The sequence below is a fragment of the Streptomyces sp. 2323.1 genome (genome assembly GCF_900221035.1).
Classification (GTDB): domain Bacteria; phylum Actinomycetota; class Actinomycetes; order Streptomycetales; family Streptomycetaceae; genus Streptomyces; species Streptomyces sioyaensis.
Genome location: NZ_LT907981.1, coordinates 291,865 through 310,032 on the forward strand (window position 1 = coordinate 291,865; position 18,168 = coordinate 310,032).

Annotated in this window: 10 protein-coding genes; 2 read left to right on the forward strand and 8 right to left on the reverse strand. The window is 71.9% G+C overall.

The features are described 5' to 3' along the window. Window positions 1-154: 154 nt before the first annotated feature. Together CPH93_RS01210 and CPH93_RS01215 are read right to left on the reverse strand one after the other, a co-directional pair. Window positions 155-1,186, reverse strand: coding sequence for a ketoacyl-ACP synthase III family protein (locus tag CPH93_RS01210; protein WP_173909691.1), 1,032 nt, complete (start codon window positions 1,184-1,186; stop codon window positions 155-157). A gap of 34 nt (window positions 1,187-1,220) precedes the next feature. Then, a complete protein-coding gene (locus tag CPH93_RS01215; protein WP_096215241.1) occupies window positions 1,221-8,393 on the reverse strand; it encodes a type I polyketide synthase in 7,173 nt (2,390 codons plus the stop codon). A 529-nt stretch (window positions 8,394-8,922) separates the two neighbouring features. On the opposite strand from CPH93_RS01215, the gene rfbH reads away from it, so the two are divergent. Further along, complete coding sequence (gene rfbH / locus CPH93_RS01220) at window positions 8,923-10,224, forward strand: lipopolysaccharide biosynthesis protein RfbH (protein ID WP_093488035.1); 1,302 nt, start codon at window positions 8,923-8,925, stop codon at window positions 10,222-10,224. Between the two features lie 87 nt (window positions 10,225-10,311). On the opposite strand, the gene CPH93_RS01225 is transcribed toward rfbH, so the two are convergent. From CPH93_RS01225 to CPH93_RS01245, 5 genes are all read right to left on the reverse strand, one after another. Further along, window positions 10,312-11,538, reverse strand: a complete 1,227-nt coding sequence (locus CPH93_RS01225; RefSeq protein ID WP_231977132.1) for a macrolide family glycosyltransferase — start codon at window positions 11,536-11,538, stop codon at window positions 10,312-10,314. A 126-nt stretch (window positions 11,539-11,664) separates the two neighbouring features. Then, entirely contained in the window at window positions 11,665-12,654 is a 990-nt protein-coding gene (locus CPH93_RS01230; RefSeq protein WP_159394945.1) for an NAD-dependent epimerase/dehydratase family protein, read from the reverse strand. Continuing rightward, window positions 12,654-13,655, reverse strand: coding sequence for a dTDP-glucose 4,6-dehydratase (gene rfbB / locus CPH93_RS01235; RefSeq protein WP_093488029.1), 1,002 nt, complete (start codon window positions 13,653-13,655; stop codon window positions 12,654-12,656). Before rfbB ends, CPH93_RS01230 begins: the two co-directional genes overlap by 1 nt. 101 nt (window positions 13,656-13,756) lie before the next feature. After that, entirely contained in the window at window positions 13,757-14,824 is a 1,068-nt protein-coding gene (locus CPH93_RS01240; protein ID WP_096211647.1) for a glucose-1-phosphate thymidylyltransferase, read from the reverse strand. A gap of 66 nt (window positions 14,825-14,890) precedes the next feature. Continuing rightward, window positions 14,891-16,147, reverse strand: a complete 1,257-nt coding sequence (locus CPH93_RS01245) for an activator-dependent family glycosyltransferase (protein ID WP_093488024.1) — start codon at window positions 16,145-16,147, stop codon at window positions 14,891-14,893. A gap of 408 nt (window positions 16,148-16,555) precedes the next feature. Here CPH93_RS01245 and CPH93_RS01250 point away from each other — a divergent pair, with 408 nt between their 5' ends. After that, entirely contained in the window at window positions 16,556-17,779 is a 1,224-nt protein-coding gene (locus CPH93_RS01250) for a cytochrome P450 (protein ID WP_231977133.1), read from the forward strand. 29 nt (window positions 17,780-17,808) lie between these two features. Here CPH93_RS01250 and CPH93_RS01255 read toward each other — a convergent pair whose 3' ends face one another. Further along, the gene (locus tag CPH93_RS01255; protein WP_093488020.1) at window positions 17,809-18,012 is read right to left on the reverse strand and encodes a ferredoxin; all 204 of its coding nucleotides are present in this window, start codon (window positions 18,010-18,012) and stop codon (window positions 17,809-17,811) included. Window positions 18,013-18,168: the final 156 nt, after the last annotated feature.

The window sequence follows — 18,168 nt, forward strand, 5'->3', positions numbered from 1 at the left end:
CACCGCACACGCTCCGGAGGGGCGCCCTCCGAAGTCACACACGACACCTGTCACAGCTCGGGCCGGCGCCTTCGACAGCCTGCGTTCGGCTGTCGGCGGTCCGCCGGCCCGGTTCCACGGTCCGGCCGGTCTCACCCGGCCGCACAAAGCGGTGTCACACGGACCACGGAGGCAGATCCAGGATGGTCACGACACTGGCCGTGCAGATCCATCCGGGTCCCTGGGACACCAGCAGGACGTTATCACCCGCGGTCAATTCGCCGGTACGCACCAGGTGTTCCAGCGAAATGAAGACATCGGCCCCGCCGACATGCCCGACCGACTTCCCGTAATCCCAGCTCGATCGCGACATGGGGAGGCCGAGCGGCATCATGGTGCCGAATTCGACCATGCGCCCGTCCATGTTGATCGGGATGACCTTGGCGAGGTCGGAGGCGTTCAGATCCGCGTCGACCAGGGACCGGTGAATGATGTCGAGGTTGAACAGCGTGATCTTCTCAAGGGCCTCGGTCAACGGCATTTCGGTTTCGTTGAACTGCTCGGCCCGCTCCGGCATCGTGGGGTCCGGCCCGTCGCGCTCCAGCAGAGGTCCGTTGCCGCGGTGCCACTTCTCCAGTGCGTGCAGCACGCCCGCGTTGAGCGAGCGCACCTGGGCGAATCCCTCGTCGGCGCTGAGCAGGACCGCCATACCGCCGTCGGAGAAGAAGTAGGACTGGCCGAAGCCGTCGTTCCAGCGGTCGGCTCCCGGGGCGGTGAAGTTCTCGCCCGACGTCAGCAGGACCGCCTCGGCCTCCGCGGCACCGGTCATCTGGCCGATGGCCACCTCCAGCGCCCCCAGCATGCCGTTGCACCCCTGCTGGAGGTATTGCGCGGGGACGTTTTCCAGGGCCAGCTCACGCATGATGTAGCCGGGCGGATAACAGCCCACGGGGCCCTGGTAATTGACGGAGCTGTGGATGTGCGAGCCGATCGCTTCGATATCCAGCTTCGAACGCTCCAGAGCCGTCCGGGCCGCGGAGACCGCCATGTCCATCGCCGGAATGTCGCCTCCGACGTGGGCGCCGGTCAGTCCGTTGCTCTGCGGAATCTCCGCGTCCAGGATGCCATCGGCGACCGCCTGCTCCGCGCTCGCCCATTCCGGAAGGAATGCTCCCAGCGAGTCGATGTAGACGTCTTCCACCTTCATGAAGATTCTCCTCTTTGCGTGCTGGCGGGCCCGATCAGCATTCGAGCAGCTCTCGCTTGAGGTGCTGGGCCAGGGCGCTGGGGTCGGTGAAGTCGAATACCACCGCGGGCGGCAGGGTGAGTTTTGTCGCCGCGTTCAACTCGTTGCGGACGGTCAGCGCGGTCAGGGAGTCGAAGCCGAGATCCTTGAAATCCTGCTGGGCTCCGATCGCGTCGGCGGAGGCATGGCCCAGCACCGTGGCCATCAGACGGCGCACGAGGTCGAGGAGGGTTTCGTCCCGTTCGGCGTCGGTCATCGCGGCGAGGCGGTGCTTGAGCTCGGAGGCTTCCGCGGGCGCGTTGCGTGCGGCCGGCCGGGACGGCTTGTGCACCAGGGCGCGCAGCGTCGGCGGCAGGTTCCCGGATGCGGCCTGGCGGCGGAGTTCCGCGGTGTCCAGCCGTGCGGCGACCGGGTTGCCGTGGTCCAGGCCGCATACCGCGTCGAACAGTTCCAGGCCTTCGGCGAGCGGGAGCGGGTGCACCGGCAGCCGGGAGGTGCCGGAGGTCGTGAGGTCCCGGCCGGCCCAGAGGCCCCAGGCGATGGACGCCGCCGGGAGGCCGTGCGCACGGCGGTGCCGGGCGAGGGCGTCGAGGAAGACGTTGGCCGCAGCGTAATTGCCCTGGCCGGCGCCGCCCAGGATCCCGGCGATGGACGAGAAGACGAGGAACGCGGAGAGGTCCAGGTCCTTGGTCGCCTCGTGCAGGGCGAGCGCGGCGTCCACCTTGGGCCGCAGCACGGCGTCCAGCCGCTCCGGGGTCAGGGACAGCACGATGCCGTCGTCCATCACCACCGCGGTGTGTACGACCGCCTTGAGCGGACGGTCGGCGGGCAGCGTCGCCAGCAACCCTGCGAGCGCCTCGCGGTCGGCCACGTCGCAGGCCGTGATGGTCACCCGGGCTCCCAGCGCGGTCAGTTCGGCCTCGATGTCGGCCGCGCCGGGGGCGTCGGGGCCCCGGCGGCTGGTCAGCAGGAGGTCGCGTACGCCGTGGTCGGTGACGAGGTGGCGGGCGAGTGCGGCGCCGAGCAGGCCGGTGCCGCCGGTGAGGAGGACGGTGCCGTGCGGGTCGGCGAGCAGCGGGGCGCTCTGGGCCGGCGCGGCGAGCCGGGTCAGCTGCGGGATCCGCAACGCGCGTTTGCGCAGGGCCAGTTGCGGCACGTCGGACCCGACGATCTTGCGCAGGGTGCGCCAGGCGGGCTTGCCGGCATCGGTGTCCACGAGGGTGAAGCGGCCGGGGTTCTCGGTCTGTGCGGACCGGATCAGTCCCCATACGGCGGCCGTTGTCAGGTCCGGTTCGGTGGTGTCGTCCCAGGCGGCCACCGCGCCCTGGGTGAGCAGGATCAGCTTCGAGGAGGCGAAGGCGGGGCTGGTCAGCCACGTCTGGGCCCAGGCCAGCGCCTGCCGGGTGCGGCGGTGGACGGCGTCGGCCAGGTCCGCGGTGGCTCCCTCCGCGGTGGCCCCGTCCGCAGCGGGGGCGGCCGTCATCACCACGAGATCCGGTACGGCGGCGCCGCCCTCGATCTCCTTGGCGAGGGTCTCCAGGTCCGGGTAGGTCTCGGCGTACTGTCCGGCGCCCATGAGGCCGGACCGTGCGCGCAGCGGGTCCTCGCCCACGACGGCCCAGGCCGGCGGGGTGTCCGCGGCGATCGACGCGGCCGGTATCTCGGTCCACTCCACCTGGAACAGGCTGTCCTGCTGTGCTGCGGCGGCGCCCCTGATGGTGCGGGCGGACACCGGCCCGGTGGCGAGGGACTCGATGGTCAGCACGGGCCGGCCGGTCGCATCGGCGGCGGCGATGGTCAGGTCCTCGGATGCCGTACGGGTGATGCGGACCCGCAGGACCGAGGCGCCGGCGGCGTGCAGGGTCACGCCCTGCCACCGTGCGGGCTGCCGCGTCTGCCGCTCGTCGCCGAGGAGTCCGCCCGCCCACACGGGGTGCAGTGCGGAGTCAAGCAGGGCGGGATGGAGGCCGAACGCCGCGGCCTGCGTCGTGCGGTCCTCGGGCAGGGCGACCTCGGCGAAGAGGTCGTCACCGCGCCGCCATACGGCCGTCAGGCACTGGAAGGCGGGGCCGTGGTGGTAGCCGGCGTCGGCCAGGGCGGCGTACACCTCGGCCGGCTCCACGGCGGTCGCCTCCGCCGGGGGCCACACCTCCAGGTCCCAGGAGGGCGTGGCCCCGTCCGCGGTCAGGGTGCCGGTGGCGTGGCACGTCCACGGCCGGCCGGTGCCCTCGTCGTCACGTCGCGAGTGGATGGCGACGGGCCGGTGGCCGGTCTCGTCCGGTGCGCTCACCGTGACCCTGAGCTGGACGGCGCCCTGCGATGGGACCACCAGCGGCGCGTGCAGGGACAGCTCCGCCAGCCGGTCGCAGCCCACCTCGTCACCGGCGCGTACCGCCAGCTCGACGAGGGCCGGGCCGGGTAGCACGGCGCTGCCCGCCACGAGGTGGTCGGTGAGCCAGTCGTGGGTCCGGGCCGACAGCCGGCCGGTGAAGAGCAGGGCCTGGGAGTCGGGCAGTTCCACGGCCGCGCCCAGCAGCGGATGCTCCGCCTCCGCCAGTCCCAGGGCGGAAACATCGCCGGCGCCGTCGGGGGGCGTCAGCCAGAACCTGTCGCGCTGGAAGGCGTAGGTCGGCAGGTCGGTCCGGGGCGCCGCGGCGGCGGGGAACGCCGGCCGCCAGTCCACCGGTGCACCGTGCACCCATGCCTCGCCCAGCGACAGCAGGAAGCGGTCCCAGCCGCCGTCGTCGACACGCAGCGACGGCACGGCCGCGGCGGCGGATCCGGCGGACTGGAAGGTCTCCTGGAGTCCGACCGCCAGTACGGGGTGGGCGCTGGCCTCCACGAAGATCTCGTACCCGTCCGCCAGCAGGGCGCGGGTGGCGGCCTCGAACTCCACGGTCTGCCGGAGATTGCGGTACCAGTAGGCGGCGTTCAGTTCCGGTCCGTCGACCTGGCCGCCGGTCACCGACGAGTAGAACGCCACCTCGCAGGGCCGCGGGGACACGGATGCCAGCACCTCCAGCAGCTCGGCTTCCAGCTGCTCGGTCTGCACCGAGTGCCCGGCGAAGTCGACCGGGACCCGGCGCACCCGCACCCCTTCGCCCTCCAGCAGCGCCATCGCCTGCTCCAGGGCCTCCGCATGACCGGAGATCACGGTGGAGGAGGGACCGTTCACCGCCGCGACGCCGACCTGTCCGTGCCAGTGCTCCAGCCGGGCCCGTACCTCGTCCGCGGGCATGCCCACCGACGCCATGCCGCCGGAGCCCGCCACCCGGGAGATCGCCTGACTGCGCAGGGCGACGACCCGTGCCGCGTCCTCCAGGCTCAGCGCCCCCGCCACGCAGGCCGCCGCGATCTCGCCCTGGGAGTGCCCCACCACCGCGTCGGGCTGCACGCCGAACGAGCGCCACACCTCGGCCAAGGACACCATGACGGCGAAGAGCACCGGCTGCACGACCTCCGCCCGCTCCAGCCCCGGAGCGCCCTCGGCCCCCTTCAGCACGTCCGCCAGCGACCAGTCCACGAAGGCCGACAGGGCCTCCTCGCACTCGGTCAGCCGGTTGCGGAACACCGCCGAGGACGCCGACAACTCCCGGGCCATGCCCACCCATTGGGAGCCCTGCCCGGGGAACACGAAGACGGTGGCGCCCGGCCGCGCGGTCCCCCGCACGACACCGGGGCCCGCCTCGCCCCGCGCGAGGGCGTCCAGTCCGGCCGGCAGCCCCGCACCATTGCTCACCACCACACCGCGGTGGTCCAGGGCGCTGCGGCCCAGCAGCCCCAGCCCCACTCCTGCCGCGTCCACGGGATCCGCTCCGGCCTCGGCGAACTCCCGCAGCCGGGTGGCCTGTCCGGCCAGTCCCTGCGGTCCGCGGCCGGACACCAGCCAGGGCACCACACCGGCGTCCGTGACCGGCTCCGGCGCCGCGTCACCGGCCACGGGGCGGTCCGGTGCCTGCTCCAGGATGAGATGCGCATTGGTGCCGCTGGCGCCGAACGAGGAGACCGCGGCGCGCCGGGGCCGGTCGGTCTCCGGCCAAGTGACCGGCTCGGTGAGGAGCTGCACCGCTCCGGCCGACCAGTCCACGTGCGGCGACGGTTCGTCGACGTGCAGGGTCCGCGGCAGTACGCCCTGCCCGAGCGCCTGCACCATCTTGATCACGCCCGCCACACCTGCCGCCGCCTGGGTGTGGCCGATGTTCGACTTCAGCGAGCCCAGCCACAGCGGCCGGTCCTGGTCCCGCCCCTGGCCGTAGGTCGCCAGCAGTGCCTGTGCCTCGATCGGGTCGCCCAGTGTGGTGCCCGTGCCGTGGCCCTCGACCGCGTCCACCTCGTCCGGGGTGAGGCCCGCCCGGTCCAACGCCTGCCGGATCACCCGCTGTTGGGCCGGTCCGCTGGGTGCCGTCAGACCGTTGCTCGCGCCGTCCTGGTTCACCGCGCTGCCCCGCACCACCGCCAGCACCGGATGCCCCAGCCGGCGGGCGTCCGACAACCGCTCCAGCAGCACCAGGCCCGCCCCTTCGGAGAACCCGGTTCCGTTGGCCGCCGAGGAGTACGCCTTGCAGCGGCCGTCGGCGGACAGCGCGCCCTGGCGGCTGAATTCGACCAGGGCGGTCGGCGCGGTCATCACCGTCACCCCGCCGGCCAGTGCCAGCGAGCACTCCCCCTGGCGCAGCGACTGGGCCGCGAGATGGATCGCCACCAGCGAGGACGAACAGGCCGTGTCGACGGTGAGGGCGGGGCCTTCCAGGCCGAAGCTGTACGCGATCCGGCCCGAGGCGATGCTGATCGCGCTGCCGTTGGCGAGATGCCCCTCCAGGCTCTGGGCCGACCGGTCGTGCGGGCCGGGGCCGTAGCCGCCGTGCATCACACCGGCGAACACGCCCGTGCGGCTGCCCTTGAGGGACGCCGCGTCGATCCCGGCGCGTTCGAAGGTCTCCCATGCGGTCTCCAGCAGCAGCCGCTGCTGTGGGTCCATGGCCAGCGCCTCGCGCGGGGAGATGCCGAAGAAGGCGGCATCGAACCGGTCCGCCTCGGGCAGGAACGCCCCTTCGCGGGCGTCCGACCGGCCGGCGGCGGCCGGGTCGCGGCCGAGGAGCCGTTCCAGGTCCCAGCCGCGGTCCGCCGGCAGCGGACCGACGGCGTCGGCACCCGCGGCGACCATCCGCCACAGGGCCTCCGGGGAGTCGCTGCCGCCCGGGTAGCGGCACCCCATCGCGATGATGGCGACCGGTTCGTCCGGCTCCGCGCGCAGCGGGGCCTCGGCGGCGCTCGCCGCCGGTTCGTCCAGCAGCTCCGTGTGCAGGTGCCCGGCGAGCGCGGCCGGGGTGGGGTAGTCGAAGGCGATCGCGGCCGACAGCCGCTTGCCGGTGAGGGAGCGCAGCCGGTCGCGCAGCTGGACGGCGGCCAGCGAGGTGAAGCCCAGTTCCTTGAACGCCTTGTCGGGCGCGACGTCGTCCGCCGTGCCGAGGCCGAGGACGTCGGCGACGGCCGAGCGCACCATGGTCAGCAGCGCGCGGTTGCGCTGGGAGCCGTGGAGCCGGCGGGTCAGCAGTGCGGCGGCCCGGTCGGCGGAGCCGTCCGCCGAGGAGGCCGCCTCGGTGCGCAGTTCGGCCAGGGGGTTGACCGCCAGCAGCCGGGCCGGCAGCTGAGCCAGTTCCTGCCGGGCGATCTTCCCGGCCGGGGTGCGGGGGACGGCGGCGATCTCGTAGAGCGCGTCGGGCACCTTGTAGGCGGACAGCTGCTCGCGGCAGGTGGTGAGGACCAGGTCGGGGTCGATACCGTCCGGGCCCGGTACGAGGTAGCCGACGGGGACCTCGCCGAGCACCTCGTGCGGAACGCCGGCGACCGCGGCCTCGGCCACTCCCGGGATCTGCTGGAGGACCTCTTCGACCTCGCCGGGGTGGATGTTCTCACCGCCGCGGATGATCAGTTCCTTGACCCGGCCGGTGAGCGTCAGATAGCCGGCGTCGTCGCGGCGGCCGAGGTCGCCGGTGCGGTACCACCCCTCGGACAGCACGGCGGCGGTGGCCTCGGGCTGGTTGTGGTAACCGAGCATGAGGGCAGGGCTGTTGACCCACACCTCGCCCTCCTCGCCGGTGGCGGCCTCCTCCCCGGTCCGTGGGTCGGTCAGCCGCAGGTCGAGTCCGGGCAGCGGCACCCCGCAGGAGCCCTCGACCTGCGGGCCGTCCGGCAGGTTCGTGGTGATCGCGCCGCCGGTCTCGGTGCTGCCGTAGCTGGCCAGCAGGGAGATCCCGAAGGTCTCCTGGAACGCGCGCTGCAGCCGGACCGGGCAGGCGGAGCCGGCGACCAGGCACAGACGCAGGTCGGGCGCGGTGAAGCCGCCGTCGCGGGCCGCCTCGACCAGGTGGTGGAACATCGTCGGTACGCCGACGAGAAAGGTGCTGGCCCGGTCCTGAACGGCCTCCAGGACCTCGTCGGCCGCCAGCCCCGGCATGAGGTGCGCCGTGGCGCCGACGGCCACGACTCCCAGCAGGCACACATTGTGCGACACGAGGTGGAACATCGGCAGCGGCCAGAGCACCCGGTCGCCGGCGGAGAGACCCAGGACCGGTGCGGTGCACGAGGCCGTCGCCCACAGGGACCGGCGCTGGGTCGACAGCACGCCCTTGGGGCGGCCGGTGGTTCCCGAGGTGTAGAGCATCCACGCCGGCTCGTCCAGGCCGAGGTCGTCGCGCGCCGGGTTGGCCGGGTCGGTGGTGGCGAGCGTCTCGTAGTGCGCGGTGCCTTCGGGGGCCGCGTCCTCGCCGGTGACCACGATGCGCAGCCCGGGGCGCTGCGGCAGCATCCGCCGTACCTGGTCGGCCTGGGCCGGACCGGTGATCACCACCTGGGCTTCGCTGTCGTCCAGCAGATGCGCCAGCTCCGCGTCGGAGGACTGCGGGTTGAACGGCACCCCGACGGCGCTCGCCCGGGAGGCGGCCAGACAACTCTCCGCCATCTCCACGCAATTGCCCAGGTAGACGGCCGCCCGGCCGCCGCGGGCCAGGCCCAGATCCGCCAGCTGGCCAGCCAGCCGGGCGGTGCGCCGGTCGAGTTCGGCGTAGGTCACGCTGCGTCGCGCGTCGGAGAAGGCGGTCTTTCCGGCGAACCGGTCGGCGTGCTCGGTGAGCAACTCGTGCACCGGGCGGATCAGTTCGGTGCGCATCTTGGCACTCACGTCTTTCGCGCTCCCACCACTTCGGAAACAGGTCCTTGCCTCGGGCAGGCGCAGGCCGTCCGGGCAGCCCCGGCACCGGGTCCGGGAGCGCCGGGAACATCCCGTCCGCTGTGCCGAGACCGCCCTGGCGAAAGGTCTCACCGGAACGTCATTGCGCCTTACGGGAGGGAGAACCGTCCCGTCGCTCCGACCGTGGTGAAGCGCCGTCCCCCTGTCCGGCCCCAGTATGGGCAGGGGCGATGTGGGACATTCCCTAGTGTCCCGTGCACCGGCGGCGCCCGTGGTGCCGCGCCGCCCACCCTCTATGGCACTCCCTAGAGTTCGCGGCCCTTACTGGCCCCGTACGGGCCCGGCGTGCTGAGCTGATGACCCCGATCAGCCGACCGGTGACGGGAACCGGTGTACCGCATGGCCGGACACGCCGTCGGCCTGTCGTGCTCCGCGCCGCGAACCCGGATCGCACCCCCGCGGCAACGCGACGAACATCCCGCAGGACACTCACAGGAGGCGGCAGCCGATGGGGTACAGCAAGAGCGACATTCTGGATCAGGTACGCGCGTACCACCAGGACAATGTCGCGTCCGGATTTGTGCCCGGGGTGACGCCGGTTGCGGCGTCGGGCGCGGTGCTCGACGAGGAGGACCGGGTCGCCCTCGTCGAGGCGGCCCTGGATCTGCGGATCGCGGCCGGTACCAGTTCCCGCCGGTTCGAGCGGGCGCTGGCCAAGTATTTCGGGCTGCGCAAGGCGCATCTGACCAACTCGGGTTCCTCGGCCAACCTCCTGGCGCTCAGCGCGCTGACCTCGCACCAGCTGGAGGACCTCCGGCTGGTGCCCGGCGACGAGGTTGTCACCGTGGCGGCCGGCTTTCCCACAACGGTCAACCCGATCCTGCAGAACGGTCTGGTGCCGGTCTTCATCGACGTCGAACTCGGCACCTACAACGCCTCCCCGGAGCGGATCGCGGAGGCCATCGGTCCGCGTACCCGGGCCATCATGATCGCCCATGCGCTCGGCAACCCCTTCGCCGTCGAGGAAGTAGCCAAGATCGCCAGCGACCGCGGGCTGTTCCTCATCGAGGACAACTGCGATGCGCTCGGCAGCACCTACCGGGGCCGGCTGACGGGCACGTTCGGGGATCTGGCCACCGAGAGCTTCTATCCGGCCCACCACATCACCATGGGCGAGGGCGGCTGTGTGCTGACCGACAACATGGTGCTCGCCCGCATCGTGGAGTCGCTGCGGGACTGGGGGCGGGACTGCTGGTGTGAGCCCGGCGAGGACAACCGCTGCTTCAAGCGGTTCGAGCAGCAGATGGGCACCCTGCCGAAGGGCTACGACCACAAGTACATTTTCTCCCACATCGGCTACAACCTGAAGTCGACGGATCTGCAGGCCTCGCTCGGACTCAACCAGTTCGGAAAAATAGACGAGTTCGGTGCGGCCCGACGGCACAACTGGGCGCGGCTGCGAGCGGGGCTGGACGGCCTGCCGCATCTGCTGCTGCCCGACCCCACCCCGGACAGCGATCCGAGCTGGTTCGGCTTCGTGCTCACGGTGCTGGACAGCGCGCCGTTCTCGACGGCGGAGCTCATCGACCACCTGGAGTCCCGCCGGGTGGCCACCCGACGCTTCTTCGCCGGCAATCTCACCCGCCACCCGGCCTATCTGAACAGCACGTTCCGAGTGAGCGGGCCGCTGACCAACAGCGACATCATGGCCGAGCGGACCTTCTGGATCGGGGTCTTCCCCGGCCTGACCGACGAGATGATCGACCACAGCATCCGCAGCGTCACCGAGTTCGTCACCAGTCGTACCTGACGGGACGGCAGAAGGCGCCCGGCACGCTGGGGAGCGTGCCGGGCGCCGTGCGGTCCGGGCGCAGGGGCGGGAAGGGGCCCGGACGGTTCAGACCCCGGAGACGGACGGGGCCCGGTCGGCGGCCCACCGCTCCAGGAGGTCGGCGGACCGGACCGCGCCCCCGGCCCCGCGGACGTGCGCGCGCATCCGCGCCATCCGCTCCGGCGTCCCCGGGTCGGTCACGAGTTCCTTGACGGCGGCGGCGAGGGTGTCCGCGGTCAGCCGGTCGCGGTCGATCCACCGGCCCAGCTTCAGGTCGTCCAGGCGCCGTGCGGTCAGGGCGAGTTCGAAGGTCTGCGGCACCGCGATCAGCGGGGTGCCGAAGTACAGCGCCTCCATGACGCTGCCCATGCCCGCATGGCAGACCAGCAGGTCGGCGTGCGGCAGGACCACGGGGTGCGGCAGCCACTCGTGGAGCTCGACGTGCGGCGGCACGGGTCCCAGGGCGGCGAGGTCGCTGCCGCGGCCGAGGGTCATCACCACATGCCAGTCGTCGCCGTCGAAGGCGTCCAGGCAGGTGCGGAAGAAGTCGCGCTGCCGGTTGGACTCGGTGCCCAGCGAGACCAGCGCCAGCCGGCGGCCGTCGCCCGGCGGTGTCCACGGCGCAGCGGCGTCTTCGGCCACCGAGGGGCCCACGAACGCGAAGCGGTCGTCGAAGGTCGGGCCCTCGATCTGGAACTCCCGCGGCAGGAAGACCAGGTTCCGGTCGTCCCATTCCGCCAGGAAGCGGCCCAGCTCGTCCGGGGCGAGGCCGTGGTCCTGTGTGAAGCGCATCAGCGCGGCGCCGCCCTCGCGCATCGACGGGTCCTCGGGGTCGAACAGCTGGGCCCGCATGGAGAACGCCTCGTTCGACGCATGGCTGGGGCTCAGCTGCACGGTGGTGGTGCAGCCCAGGAGGCGAGCGGTCATCCGGGCGGCCGCGAACGACTCGAAGTCGTAGAGCACGACGTCCGGCACGTCGGAGCCGAGGGCGGCCACGGCGCGCGGGCAGACCGTCTCCATCGTCTCGACCAGCAGCTCGTAGCCCTCGGCGGCCAGGCGTTCCGCGCTCGGGTCGGGCACCTTGCCGAACGCGCCGCGCCGGGAGGTGTAGCCCACGGTCCGGGCGCCGGCCCGCTCGACCAGCTCGGTGTAGCGGTGGTCGACGACATAGGTCACCCGGTGGCCGCGGGCGACGAGTTCCCGGGTCAGGCCGAGCGTCGGGTTGACGTGCCCGAAGTCGGCGAAGACGAAAACGGCCACATGCCGCGGGGATACCGCTACGGACCCTGACACTTCCACACCTCTGCTCGGGCTGCTGTACGGGGCGGTGCAGGGGCGTTCGACCGCAGCCGAGTCCCCCTGCTGCCACCGTAGGGACGGCGGCCTAGGGTTTCTGCTAATGCTGTGCCTACGACGGGCTCACGGGCGGGTGGCGTGCGCGGTGGCCTGCGGGGCGGTCGCCCGCCACAGCTCCCGGGCCGAGCTGTCGAGGCTGTGCCGCGCCGACCAGCCGAGCAGCCGCCGGGCGGTCCCGGTCGCCACCTGCATCCAGTCCAGGCCGGTGTTCGTCCGGACGCCGGCTCCGGCCCCTTCGACGATCCGGGTCGGCCTTCCGCTGGCCTCGATGAGCCTCTCCACCATGGCGCGCACCGGCACCGCCTCGCCGCGCCCGATGTTGATGACCTGTCCGCCGACCGGCAGCGACGCCGCGGCCAGTACCGCGTCCGCGGTGTCCCGGACGTCCACGAAGTCGCGGCTCGCCCGCAGCGGGCTGACCCGCACCACCGCCTCCTGCCCGGCCTCCGCGGCGCGCAGCTGTGCGGCGACCTGCCCCAGCAGGCTGCTCGGTGAGGTGCCCGCCCCGATCACATTCGACAGCCGCAGCACCACCGCGTCCGCCCGTCCCGCTTCGGCCGCCGCCAGGACCGCCTGGGTGCCTTCCAGTTTCGACCGTCCGTACGGGGTGGTCGGCCGGGTCGGTGCCCGCTCGTCCAGCGGGGTGCCGGGAGGGGGCGGGGCGTACTCGAAGACCGACCCGAGGTGGACGAGACGGGGGCGCCAGGAGGCCGCGGCGATCGCCGCCAGCACCGTTTCGACCAGGGCGTGGTTGGCCTGCTGCATGGTCTCCTCCGTGCGGGACCACACGGCGCCCGCGGCATTGACCACGGCAGCGGGCCGCTCGGAGTCGAGGAGGCGGCTCAGGGCATCCGGCCCGTCGCCGATCAGGTCCAGCGGGATGCAGCGCGAGGTGGCGTCCGCGACGGGCCGGCGGGCCACCAGCAGCGGTTCGCCGCCGGCCGCCCGGACCGCGGCGGACACCTGCCGGCCGATGAATCCGCTCGCGCCCAGCACGACCACCCGGCGGACCGGGCCGTCCGGGCCCGTTCCCGGCGAATGGCACCAGGCCATCAGCACGTCCCGGCGAGCCGCACCGCGCGGTCCTTGAGCGGCTCCCACCAGTCGCGGTGGTCGCGGTACCAGGCGACCGTCTCGGCCAGGCCATCGGCGAAGTCCTTGCCCGGCTTGTAGCCCAGCTCGGTCTGGATCTTGCTCCAGTCGACCGAGTAGCGCCGGTCGTGGCCCTTGCGGTCGTCGACGTACTCGATCATCTCCGGCGCGGCGCCGCAGGTCTCCAGCAGCAGATCGGTCAGTTCCCGGTTGCTCAACTCGGTGCCGCCGCCGATGTTGTAGACCTCGCCGGGGCGGCCGCCGGTGCGGACCAGCTCGATGCCCTGGACGTGGTCGTCGATGTGCAGCCAGTCGCGGACGTGCAGGCCGTCGCCGTACAGCGGGACCTTCTTGCCGTCCAGGAGGTTGGTGACGAACAGCGGGATGACCTTCTCCGGGAACTGGCGGTGCCCGTAGTTGTTGGAGCAGCGCGTGACCCGCACATCGAGGCCGTGGGTGCGGTGGTAGGCGAGGGCGATCAGATCGCTGGAGGCCTTGGAGGCCGCGTACGGCGAGTTGGGGTTGACCGGGTGGGTCTCCGAGCAGGACCCGGTGGCGATCGAGCCGTAGACCTCATCGGTCGAGACGTGGACGAAGGTGGCGAGCCCGTGCCGGAGCGCGGCATCGAGCAGGACCTGGGTGCCCAGCACGTTGGTGCGGACGAACTCCGCGGAGCTGCGGATGGAGCGGTCGACATGGGACTCGGCCGCGAAGTGGACGACCTGGTCGTGGGAGGCGATCAGCTCGCCGACCAGCGCCTCGTCGCAGATGTCGCCGGCGAAGAAGCGGAAGCTGTCGAGGTGGCGCACCTCGTCGAGGTTGGCCGTGCTGGCCGCGTAGGTGAGGCTGTCGAGCACGGTGACGTGCACGTCACCCGGCCCGAAGGGTCCCAGGAGCGTACGGACGTAGTGCGAACCGATGAAGCCGGCGCCGCCGGTCACCAGGATTCTCGTGGGGCTCATCGAGGTTGTGGCGCGAGGCCTGGGAGCCAGGCCGGTGAGGAGCGCCTACCCCCTTCCGTTGTTCGTGCGGGTGGGACGGTCGGCCCGCCGCGCGGGCGGCGTCAGGACTGGATGTGCACCTTCGCGTGGTCGCCGATGACCAGCCGGTGGGCCACCGGACGCTGCGGGGCGAGCGCCACCTGGGCGTTGCGTCCGACCAGGGAGGCCTCCACCCGGCGCACACTCTCGAACGACGAACCGCGCAGCACGATCGAGGCGGCGAGTTCGCTGTCGTGGATGCGGCAGTCCTCCGCGATGGAGGTGGACGGGCCGATGTAGGAGTCGGTGACGACGGTGCCGGCACCGATCACGGCCGGCCCGACGATCCGCGAGGTACGGACCGTCGCGCCGGGCCCGATGCGCACCCGGCCGAGAATCTCACTCGCCTCGTCCACGGAGCCCTCGATGCAGCGTTCCTGGCTCTCCAGCAGCATGCGGTTGACCTCCAGCATGTCGACGACGCTGCCGGTGTCCCGCCAGTAGCCGGACAGCTCACCGGAGCGGATGTCCTGGCCCGCCTCGACCATCCACTGCACGGCGTCGGTGATCTCCAGTTCGCCGCGCGCGGACGGCCGGATGGTGCGTACCGCCTCGTGTACCGCGGGGGTGAAGAGATAGACGCCGACCAGCGCCAGATCGCTCTTGGGGTGCTGCGGCTTCTCCTCCAGGCCCGTCACCCGGCCGGTGGCGTCCAGTTCGGCCACGCCGAAGGCGGTGGGGTCGGGGACCCGGCTGAGCACGAGCTGGGCGTCGGGGCGTTCCTTGCGGAAGCCCTCGACGAGATCGGTGATGCCGCCGGAGATGAAGTTGTCCCCCAGGTACATCAGGAAGTCGTCGTCGCCCAGGAAGTCGCGGGCGATGAGGACGGCGTGGGCGAGGCCGAGCGGGGCGCTCTGCGGAATGTAGGTCACCTTCAGGCCGAACTGGGAGCCGTCGCCGACCGCCGCACGGATCTCCGGTCCGGTGTCGCCGACGATGATGCCGACGTCGATGATGCCGGTCTCGGCGATGGCCTCCAGCACGTAGAAGAGGATCGGCTTGTTGGCGACCGGGACGAGTTGTTTGGCGGAGGTGTGGGTTATGGGCCGCAGGCGCGTACCCGCGCCTCCCGAGAGCACAAGAGCCTTCACGGTTTCCATCCAGGGGCGAGTGGTGTCAGGGGGAGGGCCTGTCGGTCGCCGGCCGACTCGGCCCGGTCAGCGCTCCGCGACCAGTTGCTCCAGTGTGGCGACCATGTCGCGCGGGCTGGGCATCGCCGCGGATTCGTCGCGCAGTCGCTGCGCGGCGGAGGCGAAGCCCGGGTCGTCGAGGATCTGCAGGGTGTGTCGGAGCACCAGGTCGGCGGTGACCTCGCTGTGGTGGGCGAAGATCCCCGCGCCGGCGCGCTCCAGGGACCGGCCCCGCCACTCCTGGTCGGCGACGTTGGTGGAGAGGGCGAGCTGCGGTACCGCGTTGATCAGGGCGGTGGCGTAGGTCCCCCAGCCGCCGTGGTGGATGACGGCCGAGCAGCTGGGAAGCAGGGTGTGCAGCGCCACGCCGTCGACGGCGCGCACATTGGCAGGGATGTCGGCGATGTCGGCGAGTGCCTTCCGCTGCTGCGGAAGGAGCGCGGCGACCACCTCGATGTCGAGCGCGGCCAGCGCTCCGAGGAGGTCGGGGACGGAGACGTAGTCACCGCCGTACGCCTCGGTGTTGCTCGTGCCGAGGGTCAGGCAGACCCGCGGCCGCTTGGGTGCCTCGCGCAGCCACGGCCACCACACCGCGTCCCCGTTGTACGGCACGTAGCGCATGGACAGCGACCGCAGTGTGGTGGGCGGCCGCAGGCTCGGCGGGAGGGTGTCGAGGGTGTACTGCCCGTGGATCAGCTCTTCGTCGCAGGAGACGCCGAACGGGGCGCCCCGCTCGTCGAGCCAGTCGGCGAGCGGGTCCACCCGCTCGGTGGGCGGGAGCTGGTTCATCAGGCCGAGATAGGTCTGCCGGGCCCTGCCGTAGACATCGGCGCACCACAGCAGCCGGACGTGGACGGCATCGCAGGCGCGGGCGGCGATGGCGCCGGCGTAGCAGAGCGGGTCACGGATGACCAGATGCGGCTGCCAGCTCTTCGCGAGGGCGGTCATCTCGTCCAGCACCGGCTCGTTGTACAGCGCGAAGCCGTAGGGGACGCTGATCTCGTAGCGGTCGCGGAGGGCGGGCCAGTCCACCTCCCCGGGTCCCAGCCGGCTCCAGTTGGCGACGTCCTGGTCCTGTGACTCGGGGGCCAGTTTCATGGCCTGGTGCAGTTCGTGGTCACGGCCGACGGGGGCCGCGACCAGACCGGTGCCGGTGACGATGTCGGTGAGTGCCGGGGCGTTCGCCATGCGCACCTCGTGCCCTGCCGCGGTCAGCGCCCAAGCCAGCGGCACCATGGAATACAGATGCGACTTCTCGGACAGTCCGGCGAACAGCACGCGCATTGGGGATCCCCTCTCGGTCGCGCACAGTTGGGTGGCCTCGACATGACCGCCAGGCACGCATTCACGGCCAGAGCGCGGATGGTGTCGATGCTTATCCTGTGGTCTGAAACAGTGCCCCGCGGTACCGCACCGCCATGGTCTGGGGATTCCTCCAGACAATGACGTCCGAGCCCACGGCCCGCCTCCCGGGTACCGGATCCGCGCCGCTGCGTGCCCTGCCGCTCCGAGTGGAGCCCAAGCCCCGCCGAGGCCGGTCCTGAGGCTTCGGAAATCCCTAGAATTCCGCCGCATTCCTGTCCTGCGCCGCACCGCCGTGCTGAGCTTCGGTCTTATCTGTGAAGAAAGGTTTTCGACGGCAGGACGCGTGCTCCGGTATGCGTCCGGGCCGGCGCGAAAGGGGAATCACCGGTGCCGCAGCAAATGTCGAATGTCCTCCCGAATGTGCCGCACCCGCCGTGGGCGCCCGGCCCGGAGGTCGTTCAGCCTCCGACGGTGGAGCCGGACGGCGGCGCCACCCTGCTGGCCTGGATGCGCCGGATGCGAAACGAAAGCCCGGTCTGGCGGGACGAGTCGGGGAATGCGCATGTCTTCAGACACGCGGACGTGGTGCACATCCTGGGCGATCCGGGGTTGTACTCCTCCGACACCGTGGGGCGGCTCGGCGGCGAGACACCCAGCGGCGTCCTGCTGCTGCTCGACCCCCCGCAGCACGGCAAGCTGCGCCGCCTGGTCAGCCGGGCGTTCACCAGCCGGCTGATCTCCGAACTGACCCCGCAGATCACCACCCTCACCCGCGAGCTGCTCGACGCGGTCGACGGTGAGCGCTTCGATCTCGTCGATGCGGTGGCCAATCCACTGCCGGTGATGGTGATCGCCACGATGCTGGGCGTGCCGCTCCACGACCAGGCCATGTTCCAGGCGTGGGGCGCCCAGTTGCTCGCCACGGATGCCGCGGACCCGGAGAGCGTGCGGCGCATGGAGCTGACCGGCAAGGAGATCTCGGCGTACTTGCAGGAGTTCGTGGACGCGCGCCGGCGCACCCCGCACGACGACCTGATCGGCACCCTGGTGCACGCGGAGGTCGACGGCCAGCGGCTGTCCGACGACGAGATCGTCAGCTTCGCCACGCTGCTGCTGCTGGCGGGCCACATCACGACCTCGGTACTGCTCGGCAACATCCTGCTGTGCCTGGACAGCGCGCCGGAGCGCTGGGAGGCGCTGCGCGCGGACCGGTCCGGGATTCCCGCGCTGATCGAGGAGACGCTGCGCTGCCGGCCGCCGTTCACCCGCGTCGAACGGGTGCCGACGCGGGAGGTGGAGATCGCCGGGGAGGTCATCGCGCCGAACACCCTCATCCACCTGTGGCTGCTGTCCGCCAACCATGACGAGCGGGTCTTCGACGACCCCGCGGCCTTCGTGCCGGAGCGGTCCAACTCCCGGCAGGCGGCGTTCGGGCACGGCATCCATTACTGCATCGGCGCCCCGCTCGCCCGGCTGGAGAGCCGGATCGTGCTGGAGCTGATGCTGGACCGCTTCCGCAGCGTGCGAGTGGATGCCGGCTCCCGCCTGTCGTTCCACGGCAGCAACGTCTTCGGTGCCGAGCAACTGCCGCTGGTGGTAAGGCGGGCGTGATGCCCTCACGTGGGGCCTCGCCGCACGGGTCAGCCGGCGGCGGGGTCCACCGTGATGGCGCGGGACGGGCACAGCTGCTCCGCCTCTTCCACGTCGTCCGCCAGCTGCGCGGGCGGCTCGGTCATCCGCAGCACGACACGGCCGTCGTCGTCGTGCTGCTCGAAGACCTCGCCGGCGGTCATCGCACACATCCCGGCACCGACGCACCGGTCCCGGTCAACCGTGATCTTCATGGTGTCTCCCTCGTTCGGTGGGCCCGCGACCTCGTCCCGCGGGCCTGTGACCATGGTGTCCGCTGTGCGGCGCGCCGTAGACCGTCGCCGGCAGGGTCTGGTGAATCGCCCAGACAATGAGCCCGGGGCCGTACGCCCACGCGCGGTTGTCCGGGC

Coding starts and splice junctions, on each gene's coding strand:
- CPH93_RS01210 (WP_173909691.1), bottom strand. CDS start 1,186: ATGAAGGTGGAAGACGTCTACATCGACTCGCTGGGAGCATTCCTTCCG.
- CPH93_RS01215 (WP_096215241.1), bottom strand. CDS start 8,393: ATGCGCACCGAACTGATCCGCCCGGTGCACGAGTTGCTCACCGAGCAC.
- rfbH (WP_093488035.1), top strand. CDS start 8,923: ATGGGGTACAGCAAGAGCGACATTCTGGATCAGGTACGCGCGTACCAC.
- CPH93_RS01230 (WP_159394945.1), bottom strand. CDS start 12,654: ATGGCCTGGTGCCATTCGCCGGGAACGGGCCCGGACGGCCCGGTCCGC.
- rfbB (WP_093488029.1), bottom strand. CDS start 13,655: ATGAGCCCCACGAGAATCCTGGTGACCGGCGGCGCCGGCTTCATCGGT.
- CPH93_RS01245 (WP_093488024.1), bottom strand. CDS start 16,147: ATGCGCGTGCTGTTCGCCGGACTGTCCGAGAAGTCGCATCTGTATTCC.
- CPH93_RS01255 (WP_093488020.1), bottom strand. CDS start 18,012: ATGAAGATCACGGTTGACCGGGACCGGTGCGTCGGTGCCGGGATGTGT.